Origin of the sequence: Kitasatospora sp. NPDC098652, assembly GCF_044760155.1 — a bacterium.
GTDB lineage: Bacteria > Actinomycetota > Actinomycetes > Streptomycetales > Streptomycetaceae > Kitasatospora.
Genome location: NZ_JBIWAQ010000009.1, coordinates 1 through 15,046 on the forward strand (window position 1 = coordinate 1; position 15,046 = coordinate 15,046).

The 15,046-nt window shown below is 73.0% G+C and carries 12 protein-coding genes; 5 read left to right on the forward strand and 7 right to left on the reverse strand.

Annotated elements, in window-relative coordinates; all coding sequences use genetic code 11:
* Positions 1 to 111 precede the first annotated feature (111 nt).
* Both ACIQWA_RS20400 and ACIQWA_RS20405 read right to left on the reverse strand, forming a co-directional pair.
* Positions 112 to 573 (reverse strand): GNAT family N-acetyltransferase, encoded by a 462-nt coding sequence (locus ACIQWA_RS20400; protein ID WP_402484310.1) that lies wholly within the window; start codon positions 571 to 573, stop codon positions 112 to 114.
* Between the two features lie 100 nt (positions 574 to 673).
* Entirely contained in the window at positions 674 to 1,465 is a 792-nt protein-coding gene (locus ACIQWA_RS20405; RefSeq protein ID WP_402484312.1) for a VOC family protein, read from the reverse strand.
* A 188-nt stretch (positions 1,466 to 1,653) separates the two neighbouring features.
* Here ACIQWA_RS20405 and ACIQWA_RS20410 point away from each other — a divergent pair, with 188 nt between their 5' ends.
* The 3 genes from ACIQWA_RS20410 (at position 1,654) to ACIQWA_RS20420 (ending at position 6,664) form a co-directional block, all read left to right on the forward strand.
* Positions 1,654 to 3,888 (forward strand): ATP-dependent RecD-like DNA helicase, encoded by a 2,235-nt coding sequence (locus ACIQWA_RS20410; protein ID WP_402484313.1) that lies wholly within the window; start codon positions 1,654 to 1,656, stop codon positions 3,886 to 3,888.
* Between the two features lie 225 nt (positions 3,889 to 4,113).
* Positions 4,114 to 5,403, forward strand: a complete 1,290-nt coding sequence (locus ACIQWA_RS20415; RefSeq protein ID WP_030289141.1) for a citrate synthase — start codon at positions 4,114 to 4,116, stop codon at positions 5,401 to 5,403.
* A 541-nt stretch (positions 5,404 to 5,944) separates the two neighbouring features.
* Positions 5,945 to 6,664 (forward strand): SDR family NAD(P)-dependent oxidoreductase, encoded by a 720-nt coding sequence (locus ACIQWA_RS20420; protein ID WP_402484315.1) that lies wholly within the window; start codon positions 5,945 to 5,947, stop codon positions 6,662 to 6,664.
* 91 nt (positions 6,665 to 6,755) lie between these two features.
* Here ACIQWA_RS20420 and ACIQWA_RS20425 read toward each other — a convergent pair whose 3' ends face one another.
* Both ACIQWA_RS20425 and ACIQWA_RS20430 read right to left on the reverse strand, forming a co-directional pair.
* Positions 6,756 to 9,044 carry a heavy metal translocating P-type ATPase gene (locus ACIQWA_RS20425; protein ID WP_402484317.1) on the reverse strand — a complete coding sequence of 763 codons (2,289 nt, stop codon included), beginning with the start codon at positions 9,042 to 9,044 and terminating at the stop codon, positions 6,756 to 6,758.
* 62 nt (positions 9,045 to 9,106) lie between these two features.
* Positions 9,107 to 9,325, reverse strand: a complete 219-nt coding sequence (locus tag ACIQWA_RS20430; RefSeq protein ID WP_360242694.1) for a cation transporter — start codon at positions 9,323 to 9,325, stop codon at positions 9,107 to 9,109.
* A gap of 222 nt (positions 9,326 to 9,547) precedes the next feature.
* Here ACIQWA_RS20430 and ACIQWA_RS20435 point away from each other — a divergent pair, with 222 nt between their 5' ends.
* The gene (locus ACIQWA_RS20435) at positions 9,548 to 10,717 is read left to right on the forward strand and encodes a PP2C family protein-serine/threonine phosphatase (protein WP_402484319.1); all 1,170 of its coding nucleotides are present in this window, start codon (positions 9,548 to 9,550) and stop codon (positions 10,715 to 10,717) included.
* 334 nt (positions 10,718 to 11,051) lie between these two features.
* Here the strand turns inward: ACIQWA_RS20435 and dhaL are convergent, their stop codons facing one another.
* Positions 11,052 to 11,681 carry a dihydroxyacetone kinase subunit DhaL gene (gene dhaL / locus ACIQWA_RS20440; protein ID WP_360242673.1) on the reverse strand — a complete coding sequence of 210 codons (630 nt, stop codon included), beginning with the start codon at positions 11,679 to 11,681 and terminating at the stop codon, positions 11,052 to 11,054.
* 11 nt (positions 11,682 to 11,692) lie between these two features.
* Positions 11,693 to 12,688 (reverse strand): dihydroxyacetone kinase subunit DhaK, encoded by a 996-nt coding sequence (dhaK, locus tag ACIQWA_RS20445; RefSeq protein ID WP_402484321.1) that lies wholly within the window; start codon positions 12,686 to 12,688, stop codon positions 11,693 to 11,695.
* A gap of 141 nt (positions 12,689 to 12,829) precedes the next feature.
* Here dhaK and dhaM point away from each other — a divergent pair, with 141 nt between their 5' ends.
* Positions 12,830 to 13,222: a dihydroxyacetone kinase phosphoryl donor subunit DhaM gene (gene dhaM, locus ACIQWA_RS20450; protein ID WP_402484322.1), complete on the forward strand. Its 393-nt coding sequence runs from the start codon at positions 12,830 to 12,832 to the stop codon at positions 13,220 to 13,222.
* A 6-nt stretch (positions 13,223 to 13,228) separates the two neighbouring features.
* Here the strand turns inward: dhaM and ACIQWA_RS20455 are convergent, their stop codons facing one another.
* Positions 13,229 to 14,941 carry a bifunctional 3'-5' exonuclease/DNA polymerase gene (locus ACIQWA_RS20455; RefSeq protein ID WP_402484324.1) on the reverse strand — a complete coding sequence of 571 codons (1,713 nt, stop codon included), beginning with the start codon at positions 14,939 to 14,941 and terminating at the stop codon, positions 13,229 to 13,231.
* Positions 14,942 to 15,046: the final 105 nt, after the last annotated feature.

A 15,046-nucleotide genomic window follows, 5' to 3' on the forward strand; every position in this document is an offset into this window, starting at 1 on the left:
GATGGTACTGCAGGGGGGACCCTGTGGGAGAGTAGGACGCCGCCGAACAATCATTCAGAGAAGGCCCACCCGGGTTACCGGGTGGGCCTTTTCGCATTTCCGGGGAGGATTTCAGAGCTTCCGCTTGAATCCGATGTGCGAGGCCGTGAAGCCGAGTCGCTCGTAGAACCGGTGCGCATCCGTGCGGGTCGCGTCCGAGGTGAGTTGGACGAGGTCGGCGCCGAGTTCGCGGGAGCGCTCGACGGCCCACTCGATCAGTTCGGTGCCGAGTCCGCTGCCGCGTTCCTCGGCGTGGATGCGGACGGCCTCGATGATCGTGCGGGTGGAGCCGGCCCGGGAGAGGCCCGGGATCACCGTGAGCTGGAGGGTGCCGACGACGCGGCCGGCGCGTTCGGCGACGACCAGGTGCTGGTGCGGGTCGTGGTCGATGCGGGTGAAGGCGGTGCGGTAGGGGGTGAGGTCGTCGGGGCTCTCGCGGGTGGCGCCCAGCGGGTCGTCCGCGAGCATGGCCACGATCGCCGGCAGATCGCCCTCGCCGGCCCGTCGGATCGTCAGAACAGCCGTTTCAGTCATGATCAGAGGATAAGGAGGCTCCAGAGGATCCGGCGGGTCCGATCTACGCCCGTAGCGTGCCTCCAGGGCCCGCTACGACCCACCACGGTCCGATGCCGGGTCACTCCCCGGGCCCGGCGCTGGTGATGACGGCGAAGACGGCGCCGTGCGGGTCCAGCAGCTGGGCGAGCCGGCCGACCCCGTGGAGGTCCATGGCCGGGATCCGGACCTTCGCGCCGAGCCGGTCGGCGATGGCGAGGCTGGCGTCCACGTTGGGGACCTCGAAGTAGGGGAGCCAGTGCGAGCCGGTGCCGCGGGCGGTGTGCTCGGGGCTGAGTTGGAGGATCCCGCCGTGTGCGTCGTCGGTGCCGCCGCCGACCGGGGTGAGCACGGTGTAGAGCGCCTCGCCGAGCGGGACGTCCTGTTCCTGCCAGCCGAAGACCGTGCGGTAGAAGGCCTTGGCCCGTTCCGCGTCGACGCTGTAGCACTCGGCCCAGCAGAGGCTGACCTGCTCGTTGACGACGTCCAGGCCGCGGGTGTGGTGCGGCTGCCAGACCGCGAAGTCGGCGCCGGTCGGGTCGGTGTAGCCGGCCATCCGGCCCGCGGTGAAGACGTCGAAGGGGGTGAACCGGACGCGCCCGCCCGCCTGTTGGACCAGGTCGGTGGTGCGGTCGGCGTCCTCGGTGGCGAAGTAGAGGGTCCAGGCGGGGAGTGCGCCCTCCTCGGTGAGCGGGCCGAGGGCGGCGACGGTGCGGCCGTCGAGCTGGAAGAAGCCGTAGCCGCCGGCTTCGGGGCCGGCCGAGTCGAAGGTCCAGCCGAACAGGGTGGAGTAGAAGTCGACGGAGGCCCGGGTGTCGGGGCTGCCCAGGTCGAGCCAGTTGGGGGCACCGGGGCGGAAGTCGGTGTTGAGCATGGCGGCACTGCTCCTCGGACGGGTCCCGTACGGGCGCGGGCGCGGTCGACGACCCCCTGGACCCTTTCAGCCTGGCACCTCGGTCGGGGCGGTGCACGGTGGGTCCGGCGGGCGGTCCGGAGCTGTCCGCGCGGGGCGGTACGGTGCGTAACGGAATGGTCCACCCGTACCGGTCGAAGGGGGCTCCGGTGGGCAAGCAGGCGCAGTCGGGGCAGGAGGTGCCCCGCCAGCTCGCGCAGGTCGAGGGCGTGCTGGAGCGGATCACCTACGCCAATGAGGAGACCGGCTACACGGTGGCCCGGGTGGACACCGGCCGGGGCGGGAACGACCTGCTGACGGTGGTGGGCGCGCTGTTGGGGGCGCAGGTCGGGGAGTCGCTGCGGCTGCACGGGCGGTGGGGCTCGCACCCGCAGTACGGGCGGCAGTTCATGGTGGAGAACTACACCACGGTGCTGCCCGCGACGGTCCAGGGCATCCAGCGGTACCTGGGGTCGGGGCTGATCAAGGGGATCGGGCCGCGGTTCGCCGAGCGGATCGTCGAGCGCTTCGGGGTGGACACCCTGGAGGTGATCGAGAACGAGCCGGGCCGGCTGATCGAGGTGCCGGGGCTGGGGCCGAAGCGGACCAAGAAGATCGCCGCGGCCTGGGAGGAGCAGAAGGCCATCAAGGAGGTGATGGTCTTCCTCCAGGGGGTCGGGGTGTCGACCTCGCTGGCGGTGCGGATCTACAAGCAGTACGGGGACGCCTCGATCGGGGTGGTCCGCAACGAGCCGTACAAGCTGGCCTCGGACGTCTGGGGGATCGGCTTCCTGACGGCGGACCGGATCGCCCAGGCGGTGGGCATCCCGCACGACAGTCCGGAGCGGGTGAAGGCGGGCCTGCAGTACGCGCTGTCGCAGAGCACCGACCAGGGGCACTGCTACCTGCCGGAGGAGCGGCTGATCGCGGACGGCGTGAAGCTGTTGCAGGTGGACGTGGGGCTGGTGATCGACTGCCTGGCGGAGCTGGTCGCGGCGGAGGGGGTGGTGCGCGAGACGGTGCCGGGGGAGGCGGGCGAGCCGATCACCGCGGTGTACCTGGTGCCGTTCCACCGGGCGGAGATCTCGCTGGCCAACCAGCTGTTGCGGCTGCTGCGTTCGGACTCCGACCGGCTGCCGTGGTCGGCGGACGTGGACTGGCCGGTGGCGCTGGAGTGGCTGGCCCGGCGGACCGGGGCGGCGCTGGCGCCGGAGCAGGAGCAGTCGGTGCGGCTGGCGCTGACCGAGAAGGTCGCGGTGCTGACGGGTGGTCCGGGCTGCGGCAAGTCGTTCACGGTGAAGTCGATCGTGACGATGGCGCTGGCCAAGCGGGCGAAGGTGGTGCTGGCGGCGCCGACCGGGCGGGCGGCCAAGCGGCTGGCGGAGCTGACCGGGGCGGAGGCCTCGACGGTGCACCGACTGCTGGAGCTGAAGCCGGGCGGTGACGCCGCGTACGACCGGGACCGGCCGTTGGACGCGGACCTGGTGGTGGTGGACGAGGCCTCGATGCTGGATCTGATCCTGGCGAACAAGCTGGTCAAGGCGGTGCCGCCGGGCGCCCACCTGCTGTTCGTGGGGGACGTGGACCAGCTGCCCTCGGTGGGGGCCGGCGAGGTGCTGCGGGATCTGCTGGCCGAGGACGGGCCGATCCCCTCGGTGCGGCTGACCCGGATCTTCCGGCAGGCGCAGCAGTCGGGCGTGGTGACCAACGCGCACCGGATCAACGAGGGGAAGCCGCCGTTGACGGAGGGTCTGGCGGACTTCTTCCTGTTCGTGGAGGACGACACCGAGCGGGCGGCCGGTCTGACGGTGGACGTGGTGGCCCGTCGGATCCCGCAGAAGTTCGGCTACGACCCGCGCCGGGACGTCCAGGTGCTGGCGCCGATGCACCGGGGCCCGGCGGGGGCGGGGAACCTGAACACCCTGTTGCAGGGGGCGGTGACGCCGGCCCGGGAGGGTCTGGCGGAGCGGCGTTTCGGCGGGCGGACCTTCCGGGTGGGGGACAAGGTCACCCAGATCCGCAACAACTACGACAAGGGGCGGAACGGGGTCTTCAACGGCACAGTGGGAGTGGTGACCGCCCTCAGCGTGGACGACCAGCGGTTGACGGTGCTCACCGACGAGGACGAGGAGGTGTCGTACGACTTCGACGAGCTGGACGAGCTGGCCCACGCCTACGCGGTGACCATCCACCGCTCGCAGGGCAGCGAGTACCCGGTGGTGGTGATTCCGGTCACTATGTCCGCTTGGACGATGCTCCAGCGGAATCTGCTCTACACCGCTGTGACCAGGGCGAGGAAACTCGTGGTGCTGGTCGGGTCACGGAAGGCGATCGCGCAGGCTGTGAGGGCCGTCAGTGCAGGTCGGCGGCACGCCGCGCTGGATCATCGACTTGCTTCTGGATGATTATCCAACAGGATGGTTGCCTCTAATGTTCTCTTGACGTGAAGAGATTTACGGAAGAGCCTAGGGTGGTGCCGATCTTGTCCGGTTCGTACCGGCAGGGGCAGAAGGTTTTGTAGGGGCGGGCCCTTCCGGGCCACCCCGGGTGCGCGGCTGTCCTCCGGATGGGGGATGGTAGAGACAGTCAGGGCACCTTGGAAGAGGATTCATTTCGTCGGTGAGGAAGACGTGAGCGACAACTCGGTAGTACTGCGGTACCAGGACGGCGAGTACGAGTACCCCGTCGTCGAGAGCACTGCGGGCAACTCCGGCTTCGACATCTCGAAGCTGCTCCCGCAGACCGGCCTGGTCACCCTGGACAACGGCTTCGGTAACACCGCCGCGTACAAGTCCGCGATCACCTTCGTGGACGGCGACAACGGCATCCTGCGGTACCGCGGCTACCCGATCGAGCAGCTCGCAGCACAGGGCGGCTTCATCGAGACCGCGTACCTCCTGATCAACGGCGAACTGCCCAACGCGGACCAGCTGGCGGAGTTCAACCGCGAGATCACCCAGCACACGCTGCTGCACGAGGACGTCAAGCGCTTCTTCCAGGGCTTCCCGCGGGACGCCCACCCGATGGCCATGCTGTCCTCGGTGGTCGGTGCGCTCTCCACGTTCTACCCGGAGAGCCACAACCCCTTCGACGCGGCCCAGCGCCACCTGTCGACCGTCCGCCTGCTGGCCAAGCTGCCGACGATCGCCGCGTACGCGTACAAGAAGGCGATGGGCCAGCCCTTCGTCTACCCGCGCAACGACCTGAGCTACGTCGAGAACTTCCTGCGGATGACCTTCGCCGTCCCCGCCGAGGACTACGAGCTCAACCCGGTCGTCGTCAACGCCCTGGACAAGCTGCTCATCCTGCACGCGGACCACGAGCAGAACTGCTCCACCTCCACCGTGCGCCTGGTCGGCTCCAGCCACGCCAACCTGTTCGCCTCGATCTCGGCGGGCATCTCGGCGCTGTGGGGCCCGCTGCACGGCGGCGCCAACCAGGCCGTCCTGGAGATGCTGGAGAGCATCCAGAAGGACGGCGGCGACGTCGACGCGTTCATCACGAAGGTGAAGAACAAGGAAGCCGGCGTCAAGCTGATGGGCTTCGGCCACCGCGTCTACAAGGCCTTCGACCCGCGCGCCGCGCAGGTCAAGCTGCTGGCGCACGAGGTCCTCGGCCAGCTCGGCAAGAGCGACGAGCTGCTGGAGATCGCGCTCAAGCTGGAGGAGCACGCCCTCAAGGACGACTTCTTCATCTCGCGCAAGCTGTACCCGAACGTGGACTTCTACACCGGCCTGATCTACCGCGCCATGGGCTTCCCGACCAGCATGTTCACCGTGCTGTTCGCCCTCGGCCGGCTGCCGGGCTGGATCGCCCACTGGCACGAGATGATCAACGACCCGACCAGCCGGATCGGCCGCCCGCGCCAGATCTACACCGGCACCGCGATCCGCGACTACGTCGAGCTCGACCAGCGCTGACGTCGCACCGCACCGAAAGGGGCCCGGCCGCTGCTGAGCGGCCGGGCCCCTTCGCGTCCTCACCCGCAGGCCGGAAGGCCTGCGGGCGGGGACGGAACCGTACGGCGCACGACTCCGGGGCCGGCCGCGACCGGGGACGGCCGCTCAAAGCGTCCCTGGCCCGCCACAACCCCGGCGCCGTGCGCGAAGGCCGTCGAGAGTTCGACGACCGTTCCCGGGGCCCGCCGGAGCCCCGTCGGCGACAGCCCGCCGGCGGCGCGGGGACACATTGCCGTTGATCGTGCCCCGCCCAGCGGAAAAACTGCCGCACTACCAACCTAAGACGTATCAGGGTGCGAGAAGTTACGCCCGGGGGGTGTGAGCTGCCTCTCGCCACGCTCCGTAGGCGCCTCGTACCGCGCCCATATCACACCTTCCCTCGGGCGAGACGTCACCCTCCCCGCAGTCACGGCAACCGAGCGTGATAGGAATCGTGGCATTCCGGTACGGACCGTCGCGCCCCCTCGTCGCGCGACGGCGGAACTGGGGAGGGAGTGCGCAGATGTCCAGGAACGTCGTCGTCACCGGCGGTGGCACGGGAATCGGGTACGAAGTCGCGCGGCGGTTCGCCGAGGCGGGCGAGCACGTGGTGATCGTCGGTCGGCGCCGGGCCGTCCTGGAGAAGGCCGCGATCGACCTCGGGCCGAACGTCACCCCGCTGGTGTGCGACCTCGCCGACCCGGACGCCGTGGAGGCCGTGCTGGCGGAACTGCCCCAGCGGATCGACGTGCTGGTGAACAACGCCGGCAGCCGGGAGACCGTGGTCGGCGGCGGGCCGCACGCCCTGCTGGCGCGCTGGCGCGGCGACTTCGAGCGCAACGTGCTGACCGTGGTGCTGCTCACCGAGTCGATCCGGGACCGGCTCACCCCGGGTTCCGGCCGGGTCGTCACCATCAGCTCCATCGCCGCCCTGCGCGGGGCCGGCTCGTACGGTGCGGCGAAGGCCTCGCTGCACGCCTGGAACCACTTCCTGGCCGCGCAGTTGGGCACCTCGGGGATCACCGCCAACATCGTCGCGCCGGGCACGGTGGCCGGCACCGAGTTCTTCGGGCCGCGGCTGGACGAGGCCGAGGTGGCCCGCCGGGCGGCGCGCACGCTGCTCGGCCGGATCGGCGAGACCGGGGAGGTGGCGGCTGCGGTCACCTTCCTCGCCTCGCCGGAGGCCGGGTTCATCACCGGCGAGATCCTGCACTGCAACGGCGGGGAACTGCTGGGGCGTTGAGGCGTTGAGATGTGACGCGGGGCCCGGACCGTCCTCGGTCCGGGCCCCGCGTCGCGTTGTCCGGCGTCCGGTGGCCGGCGTCCGGGCGGGCTCAGGCGGCCCGGAAGCGGCGCAGCCGGAGGCTGTTGCCGACCACGAAGAGCGAGGAGCAGGCCATCGCGGCCCCGGCGATCATCGGGTTCAGCAGTCCGGCGGCGGCCAGCGGGATCGCCGCGACGTTGTAGCCGAAGGCCCAGCAGAGGTTGCCCCGGATGGTGGCGAGGGTCCTGCGGCTGAGCCGGACGGCGTCCGCGGCGGCACGCAGGTCGCCGCGGACCAGGGTGAGGTCGCCGGCCTCGATCGCGGCGTCGGTGCCGGTGCCCATCGCCAGGCCCAGGTCGGCCTGGGCGAGCGCGGCCGCGTCGTTGACGCCGTCGCCGACCATCGCCACGACCCTGCCCTCGGCCTGGAGCCGGCGGACCGTCGCCACCTTGTCCTCGGGCAGCACCTCGGCGATGACGTCCTGCGGTGCGATGCCGAGCTCGGCGGCCACCGCCTCCGCCACCGTGCGGTTGTCGCCGGTCAGCAGCACCGGGGTCAGGCCCAGGGCCCGCAGCTTGGTGACGGCCTCGACGCTGGTCGGCCTGAGCGAGTCCGCCACCTCCAGGACGGCCCGGGCCTCGCCGTCCCAGCCGACCGCGACCGCGGTGCGGCCGGCCGACTCGGCGGCGGCCACGGCGCGGGCCAGGGCGGGCGGCAGGGGCTGGGCGAGGCCCGCCAGCACGGCCGCGCGCCCGGCCGTGACCGTACGGCCGTCCACGACGCCCCGCACGCCCCGGCCGGGCAGGTTGCGGAAGTCCCGGACCGGCGGCAGCCCGCCGAGGCGGTCGGCGGCGGTGGCGGCGATCGCCCGGGCGATCGGGTGCTCGGAGGCGTGCTCCAGGGCGCCGGCCAGGCGGAGCACCTCGGCCTCGGTGACCTCCTCGGCGGTGTGCACGGCGAGCAGGGTCATCCGGCCGGTGGTGACGGTGCCGGTCTTGTCCAGGACGACGGTGTCGACCCTGCGGGTGGTCTCCAGCACCTCGGGGCCCTTGATCAGGATGCCGAGCTGGGCGCCGCGGCCGGTGCCGACCAGTAGGGCGGTCGGGGTGGCCAGGCCCAGGGCGCACGGGCAGGCGATGATCAGCACGGCCACGGCGGAGGTGAACGCCGCGGTGGGGCTGTCGGTGGCCAGCAGCCGGCCGACCAGGGTGGCCAGGGCGATCAGGATGACCACCGGGACGAAGACCGCGGAGATCCGGTCGGCCAGGCGCTGGGCGGCGGCCTTGCCGTTCTGGGCCTCCTCGACCAGCTTGGCCATCCGGGCCAGCCGGGTGTCCGCGCCGACCTTGGTCGCCTCGACCACCAGCCGGCCGCCCGCGTTGACGGTGGCGCCGGTGACGGCGTCCCCGACCCCGACCTCGACCGGGACGGATTCGCCGGTGAGCATCGAGGCGTCCACGGCGGAACTGCCCTCGACCACCGTGCCGTCGGTGGCGACCTTCTCGCCGGGGCGGACCAGGAAGCGGGTGCCGACGGTCAGTTGCTCCACCGGCAGCCGGACCTCGCGTCCGCCCCGGAGCACGGTCACGTCCTTGGCGCCGAGGTCCAGCAGGGCGCGCAGGGCCGCGCCGGCCCGGCGCTTGGCGCGGGCCTCGAGGTGGCGGCCGAGCAGGATCAGCACGGTGACGGCGGCCGCGGTCTCCAGGTAGAGGCTGGCGGCGGGGTCGGTGTCGCCGACCGTGAGCGAGAACGCGTGGTGCATGCCGGGCAGGCCGGCGTGGCCCAGGAAGAGGGACCAGCAGGACCAGCCGAAGGCGGCCAGGGTGCCGAGCGAGACCAGGGTGTCCATGGTCGCGGCACCGTGCTTGAGGTTGGTCCAGGCGGCGCGGTGGAAGGGCAGGCCGCCGTAGCAGACGACCGGGCCGGTGAGGGCGAAGGCCAGCCACTGCCAGTCGGTGAACTGCAGGGCGGGGACCATCGAGAGCAGCACCACGGGGATGCCGAGCAGGGCGCTGATCAGCAGGCGCTCGCGCAGCGGGTCGGCGGCGGGGTGGCCGGCCTGGGCGTGGCGGTCGCCGGGTGCGGGGTCGGAGCCGGGATCGGGGGTGGTGGGGGCCGGGGGCGGTGGGAGCTCGGCGGTGTAGCCGGTCCGCTCGACGGTCTCGATCAGCTCCTCGACCGTGACGCCGGGGCCGAAGTCGACCCGGGCTTTCTCGGTGGCGAAGTTGACCGTGGCCTCGACGCCGTCCATCCGGTTGAGCTTCTTCTCGATCCGGGCGGCGCAGGAGGCGCAGGTCATCCCGCCGATCGACAGCTCGACCCGGCCCGGTGCCCCGATGCCGGGGGCGGAGGTGGTCATGCGGAGGGCTCCTTGGACGTGGTGGCGGGGGCCTGGGCGGGCCCCCGCCGTACCGGGGTGGCTCAGGCGGCGGGGCCGACCAGCTCGTAGCCGGCCTCGTCGATCGCGGCGCGGACCTGCTCCTCCGCCAGCGGGACGGCGGAGGAGACCGTTACGGTACCGGCCTGGGCGTCGGCGGCGACCTCGGTGACACCGGTCAGCGCGGACAGCTCCTCGCTGATCGCCTTCTCGCAGTGGCCGCAGCTCATGCCGGACACGGTGTAGGTGATGGTGCTGGACATCGGGGCCTCCTGGAGGTCGGTGCGGGTGCTGGATCTCCTGCTCTCCAGCTCTTCGAACACCATACCCCTCTGGGGTATTTCCCGGCGGGGTGGGTGACGCGGATCGCATTGAACTTTATGACAAATCGGGCAATAGGGACGGATGGGGTGGATGGGAGTGAGGTGGATGGGGGTGAGGGTGGTGGGTGGTTCGGGGCCGTGATCGTCCCTTATGTTCGATATGTGTTTCCGATCCGCCGTGCCCAGTCGCCCTCGGCCCCCTTTGACGCCGGGCTGTCACCGGACCGGCGGCGCGGCGCCCTGATGGCCGCCGACCTCCAGGACGTGCCGTTTCGGTGGCGGGCCGCCCCGGCGCTGCTCGCCGTCCTGCTGGTCGCACTCGCGGACCTCCTCTCCGGCAAGGACCGGTACCTCGCACCGCTGATGACCGTCGTCCCGGCCATCGCCGCGCTCACCCTCAAGCCCGGCGAACTGCTCGCCGTCTGCGCGCTCGGGCTGCTCGCCGTCTTCGGGCTCAGCCACTACGACCAGGTCGACAACATCAACGACGCCCGCTTCCTCTACGGTGCGATGGTCAGCTATCTGGTTCTGACGCTGTTCTCGGCCTGGGTCGCCAAGATCCGGATGCGGCGCGCGGCCGCCTTCGCGGCGGTCAGCTCCGTCGCCGAGGCCGCCCAGCGGGCCCTGCTGCGGCTGCCCGGGCCGGCCGTCGGGCCGCTGCGGCTCGCCGTGCGGTACGTGTCCGCGGCGGACGCCTCACGGATCGGCGGAGACCTCTACTCGGTGCTGGAGACGCCGCACGGCACCCGGGTCGCGGTCGGGGACGTCCGGGGCAAGGGGCTGGCCGCCGTCCAGACCGCGGCGGTGGTGCTCGGCGCGTTCCGCGAGGCCGCGTACGACGAGGCCGGGCTGCGGGGGGTCGCCTCGCGGATCGAGGCCAGTGTCGAGCGGCACGTGCCGGACGGCGAGTTCACCACGGCGCTGTTCGCCGAGTTCCGGCGGCCCGGGGAGATGGAGCTGCTCCAGTACGGGCACGTGGCGCCGATCCGGGTCGACGGTGACGGGCACGCGCATGTGCTCGACGCGCCGGACCCGTGGGTGCCGCTGGGCCTCGGGCGGCTGGCGGCGGGGGAGCCGACCACCTGGGGGCAGCCGTTCGGGGCGGAGGACGTGCTGGTGCTGTACACGGACGGGGTGATCGAGGCGCGGCACCGCAGGAGCGGGGAGTTCTATCCGTTGGCGGAGCGGGTCGGGCCGCTGGTGCGGGGAGCTGGGCGCTCGGCGGGGGAGTTGGAGGCGGCGGTGGGGCGGGTGTATGCGGATCTGCTGGCGCATGCGGGTGGGGAGTTGCGGGATGACGCGTTGTTGTTGCTGATTGCGTGGACGGACTGACGGGGGGCCGCTGCGCGGGGCTGGGGTGGGGGGTGGGCTTTCGGGAGGGTGGGTGGGTCCGGGGGCGGTTCCGGGGGTGGGCGCTCCGGGGGCTGGATGATTTTCCGACCGCCGACTCTGTGGGCACATGGCCAGGCGCCGTTGGCGGTCTGAAAATCACCCGTCACGCCCCTCTCCGCACCCACCCCCTCCACCGCCCCCTCCCGCAGCGCGTCCCTCTCGCCTGGGCGGGTGGGGGGGAGGGGGGTGGTGGAGGGGGGTGGGTTGGTGCGGGTGGGGTGGGGTGGGGTGGGGTGGGGTGGGGTGGGGTGGGGTTTTGGCGCCCGTGGGGTGGTTAGTGGGTGGTGGTGGTTTGGGCGAGGGTGCGGAAGAGGAGGGCGGTGGAGGTGGCTCCGGGGTCCTGGTGGCCGGTGCTGCGGTCGCCCAGGTAGGAGGCGCGGCCCTTGCGGGCGCGGAGGGGGATGGTGGCGAGGGCGCCTTGTTCGGCGGCTTCGGCGGCGGCTGCGGTGGCTTCGGGGAGGTCGGCGCCGGTGGCGGCGGCGGTGCGGAGGGCGGTTACGGCGGGGGTCCAGGCGTCCACGATGGTTTTGTCGCCGGGGGTGGCCTTGCCGAGGATGCGGATCGCGTCCAGGCCGGCGGCCAGGGCCTCGGCGAGGGTGGTGGGGTCGGCGGGGCCGGGGAGGGCGGCGCCGATGGCGCGGAAGGCCTTGCCGTAGAGGGGGCCGGAGGCGCCGCCGACCTTGGAGATGAGGGTGGTGCCGGTCTTGGTGAGGACGGCGCCGGGGCTGTCGGGCCGGAGGCCGTCCAGGGCGGTGAGGGCGGCGGTGAAGCCGCGGTGGAGGTTGCTGCCGTGGTCGCCGTCGCCGATCGCCGAGTCCAGGTCGGTGAGTCGGGCCTCCTCCTGCTCGACGGCCGCGGCGATCGCGCGGATCCAGGCCTCGGCGAGGGTGGTGTCGAAGTCCATGCCGGCTCCGTTCAGGCGCGCTTGAGGGCGGGGGTGTCGACGGGGGCGTCCCAGAGGTCCAGCAGTTGGGGGTCGGCCTTGGTGAGGGTGAGCGAGAAGCCCGCCATGTCGAGGCTGGTGACGTAGTTGCCGACCAGGCTGCGGGCCACCGTGATGCCGTGCTCGGCGAGCCGGGCCGCGACCTCGCCGTAGACCACGTACAGCTCCAGCAGCGGGGTCGCGCCCATGCCGTTGAGCAGGGCGATCACCTTGTCGCCCGGGGTCAGGTGGTGGTCGGCGAGGATGGTCTCGACCACCTCGGCGGCCAGTTCGCGGGCGGGGCGGAGCTTCTCGCGGCGGCGGCCGGGCTCGCCGTGGATGCCGACGCCGACCTCGATCTCGTCCTCGGGCAGGTCGAAGCCGGGCTTGCCGGCGGCCGGGACGGTGGCGGCGGTGAGCGCGATCGCGAAGGAGCGGGAGGCGGCGTTGACCCGCTCGCCGAGGGCGGCGACCTCGTCCAGGGCGGCGCCGCGTTCGGCGAGCGCCCCGGCCGTCTTCTCGACCAGGACGGTCGCGCCGGTGCCGCGGCGGCCGGCTGTCCAGGTGGAGTCCTCGACCGCGACGTCGTCGTTGACCAGGACGGTGCGGACCTCCAGGCCCTCCTCGGCGGCGAGTTCGGCGGCGAGCTCGAAGTTCAGCACGTCGCCGGTGTAGTTCTTGACGACGAAGACGACGCCGGAGCCGTTCTCCACGGCCTTCGCGGCGGCCAGCATCTGGTCCGGGACGGGGGAGGTGAACACCTCGCCGGGGCAGGCGGCGTCGAGCATGCCGGGGCCGACGAAGCCGCCGTGCAGCGGCTCGTGGCCGGAGCCGCCGCCGGAGATCAACGCGACCTTGGGGCCGGCCGGGCGGGAGGCTCGGGTGATCACCCGGTTGGGGATGTCCACCGCCAGCTCGGGGTGGGCGGCGGCGACTCCGGCCAGGGCGTCCGCCAGGACGCTCTCCGGGGTGTTGATCAGCTTCTTCACTTCGCTCCCTTGGGTGACCGCGGGTGGACGCAACAGCCTGGGGCCGACGCTACGCCAGACGGGGGGTCGGGGCACGGGGTGCGACACGCGCGGTTCCGCTCACCCTTCCGGAGCAGTGGGGCGGGCCGTAGGGTCGGGCGCATGAGTGGACGGGTGGGCATCGTTCTGGTTTCGCACAGTGCCAAGTTGGCCGAGGGGCTGCGCGAGCTGCTCGGCGAACTCGCCCCGGACGGTGTGCGGGTGGTGGTCGCGGCCGGGACGGAGGACGGCGGGCTCGGCACCAGCTACGAGCTGATCGCCGGGGCGGTCGCGGAGGCGGACGGCGGGGCCGGGGTGGTGGTGCTGCCGGACCTCGGCAGTTCGGTGCTGACCGCGGTGACCGTGCTGGAGGACGAGCCCAGGCCGGGGGTGCGGCTGGTGGACGCGCCGTTCGTGGAGGGTGCGGTGGCCGCCGTCGTCACCGCCTCGACCGGGGCGGGGCTGGCCGAGGTGGTCGCGGCGGCGGAGGAGGCGCGTTCCTTCCGCAAGCTGTAGCGGCGGTCACTTGGCGTCGGCGTAGCAGTCCACCACCGCGGTGCTGAGCGGGAAGCGCACCGGGGTGTCGCCGAAGACCAGCCGCCGGGCCTCGTCGGCGGACTCGGCGACGGCGGCGGCCACCTGCTCGGCCAGGTTGGCCGGGGTGTGCACGATCACCTCGTCGTGCTGGAAGAACACCAGGTGCGGGCGGTCCGCCGGGCCGGGCACGGGCAGTTCGCCCAGCCGTCGGCGCAGCGCCGCCAGCAGGGCGAGCGCCCAGTCCGCGGCGCTGGCCTGGATGACGAAGTTGCGGGTGAACCGGCCGCGGGCGCGGGCGGTGCGGCCGCCGGTCTCGCCGCCCGCGTCGGCCTCGGTGAGGTCGAGGAAGGCGGCGGAGGCCGGCGGGCAGACCCGGCCCAGCCGGGAGGTGACCACGCCGCCGTCCTCACCGGTGCGGGCGGCCGCCTCGACGTAGCCCATCGCGGCCGGGTAGCGCCGGCGCAGGGTGTTCAGCAGCGGGCCGATGTCGCCGCTGGTCTGCCCGTACATGGCACCGAGCAGGCCGAGCTTGGCCTTGTCGCGGTCGCCCTGGAAGGCCTGGGCGGCGAGCGACTCGTAGAGGTCGCCGCCGGCCGCGGTGCGGGCCAGCCCGGCGTCCTGGGAGAGCGCGGCGAGCACCCGAGGCTCCAGCTGGGCGGCGTCGGCGACCACCAGCAGCCAGCCCGGGTCGGCGACCACGGCGCGGCGCAGGATGCGCGGGATCTGCAGGGCGCCGCCGCCGCGGCTGGCCCAGCGGCCGGAGACCACGCCGCCGACCACGTACTCGGGCCGGAAGCGGCCGCCGCGGGCCCAGGCGTCCTGCCAGGCCCAGCCGTGGGCGACGTGGATCCGGGCCAGCTCCTTGTAGCGGACCAGCAGCCGGGCGGCCGGGTGGTCGATCTCCTTGAGCTCCCAGGAGCGGGTGGAGCCGAGCTGGATGCCGGCCTCGGCGAAGGCGCGCAGCACCTGGGTGTGCGAGTCGGGGTTGAACGGCTTGGCGCCGAGGGCCTGTTGGAGTTCGACGGCGAGGTCGGCGAGCACCCGGGGCTGGGTGCCGGGGACGGCCGGGCGGGGGCCGAGCAGGTCGGTGAGCAGCCGGTCGTGGACGTCGGAGCGCCAGGGCAGGCCGTCGTGGGCGATCTCGGCGGCCACCAGGGCGCCGGCCGACTCGGCGGCGGCCAGCAGCCGGAAGCGCTGGCGGGCGGACGGGTCGGCGATGGCGGCGATCCGCCGCTGCTGCTCGGCGTGCACGGCCACCACGGCGGCCAGTGGGTCGGCGCCGGGCGGCAGTTGCAGCCGGTCGGGGGCGAACAGGGTGTCCTGGCCGTCGTCCGCGTCGGACAGGCCGGGTTCGGGCAGGTCCTCCGGGACGGGCCGGCCGTGCAGCCGGGACCAGGCGGCGCCGAGCGAGCGCGGCGCGCCGAAGCGGCCCTCGTGGCCCAGCAGCAGCGCCTCGACCAGCCGGAGGTCGTGGCAGCGGGCGAGCCGGTCGGGCAGCCGGGGCAGCAGCGGGGCGTACCCGGAGTCGGCGGCGGCCCAGACCCAGCGCGGGTGGGCGGCGGACTCCAGGGCGGCGACGGCCGCGGCGAGGTCGCGGACGGCCTCCGGCGGGCCGAGCGGCCGGCCGGCGTCGTCGAGCGGCTGGAGGCGGCCGCCGGGGCCGTGCTGGTCGGGCACGAGGGCGGTTCTGGGGGCCACGGCGGGTGTCTCCTCTCCTGGGGCGCGTCCTGGCGGTGCTGCGGTGCTGCGGTGCTGCGGTGGGCCGGGGGTGCGGGTCGGGTGTGCGGGTGGGGCGCGGGTGTG

Bases quoted from the DNA above. Each gene is read 5' to 3' on its own strand.
- ACIQWA_RS20425 (WP_402484317.1), bottom strand. From the start codon at position 9,044: ATGACCACCTCCGCCCCCGGCATCGGGGCACCGGGCCGGGTCGAGCTG.
- ACIQWA_RS20430 (WP_360242694.1), bottom strand. From the start codon at position 9,325: ATGTCCAGCACCATCACCTACACCGTGTCCGGCATGAGCTGCGGCCAC.
- dhaM (WP_402484322.1), top strand. From the start codon at position 12,830: ATGAGTGGACGGGTGGGCATCGTTCTGGTTTCGCACAGTGCCAAGTTG.
- ACIQWA_RS20405 (WP_402484312.1), bottom strand. From the start codon at position 1,465: ATGCTCAACACCGACTTCCGCCCCGGTGCCCCCAACTGGCTCGACCTG.
- dhaL (WP_360242673.1), bottom strand. From the start codon at position 11,681: ATGGACTTCGACACCACCCTCGCCGAGGCCTGGATCCGCGCGATCGCC.
- ACIQWA_RS20400 (WP_402484310.1), bottom strand. From the start codon at position 573: ATGACTGAAACGGCTGTTCTGACGATCCGACGGGCCGGCGAGGGCGAT.
- ACIQWA_RS20420 (WP_402484315.1), top strand. From the start codon at position 5,945: ATGTCCAGGAACGTCGTCGTCACCGGCGGTGGCACGGGAATCGGGTAC.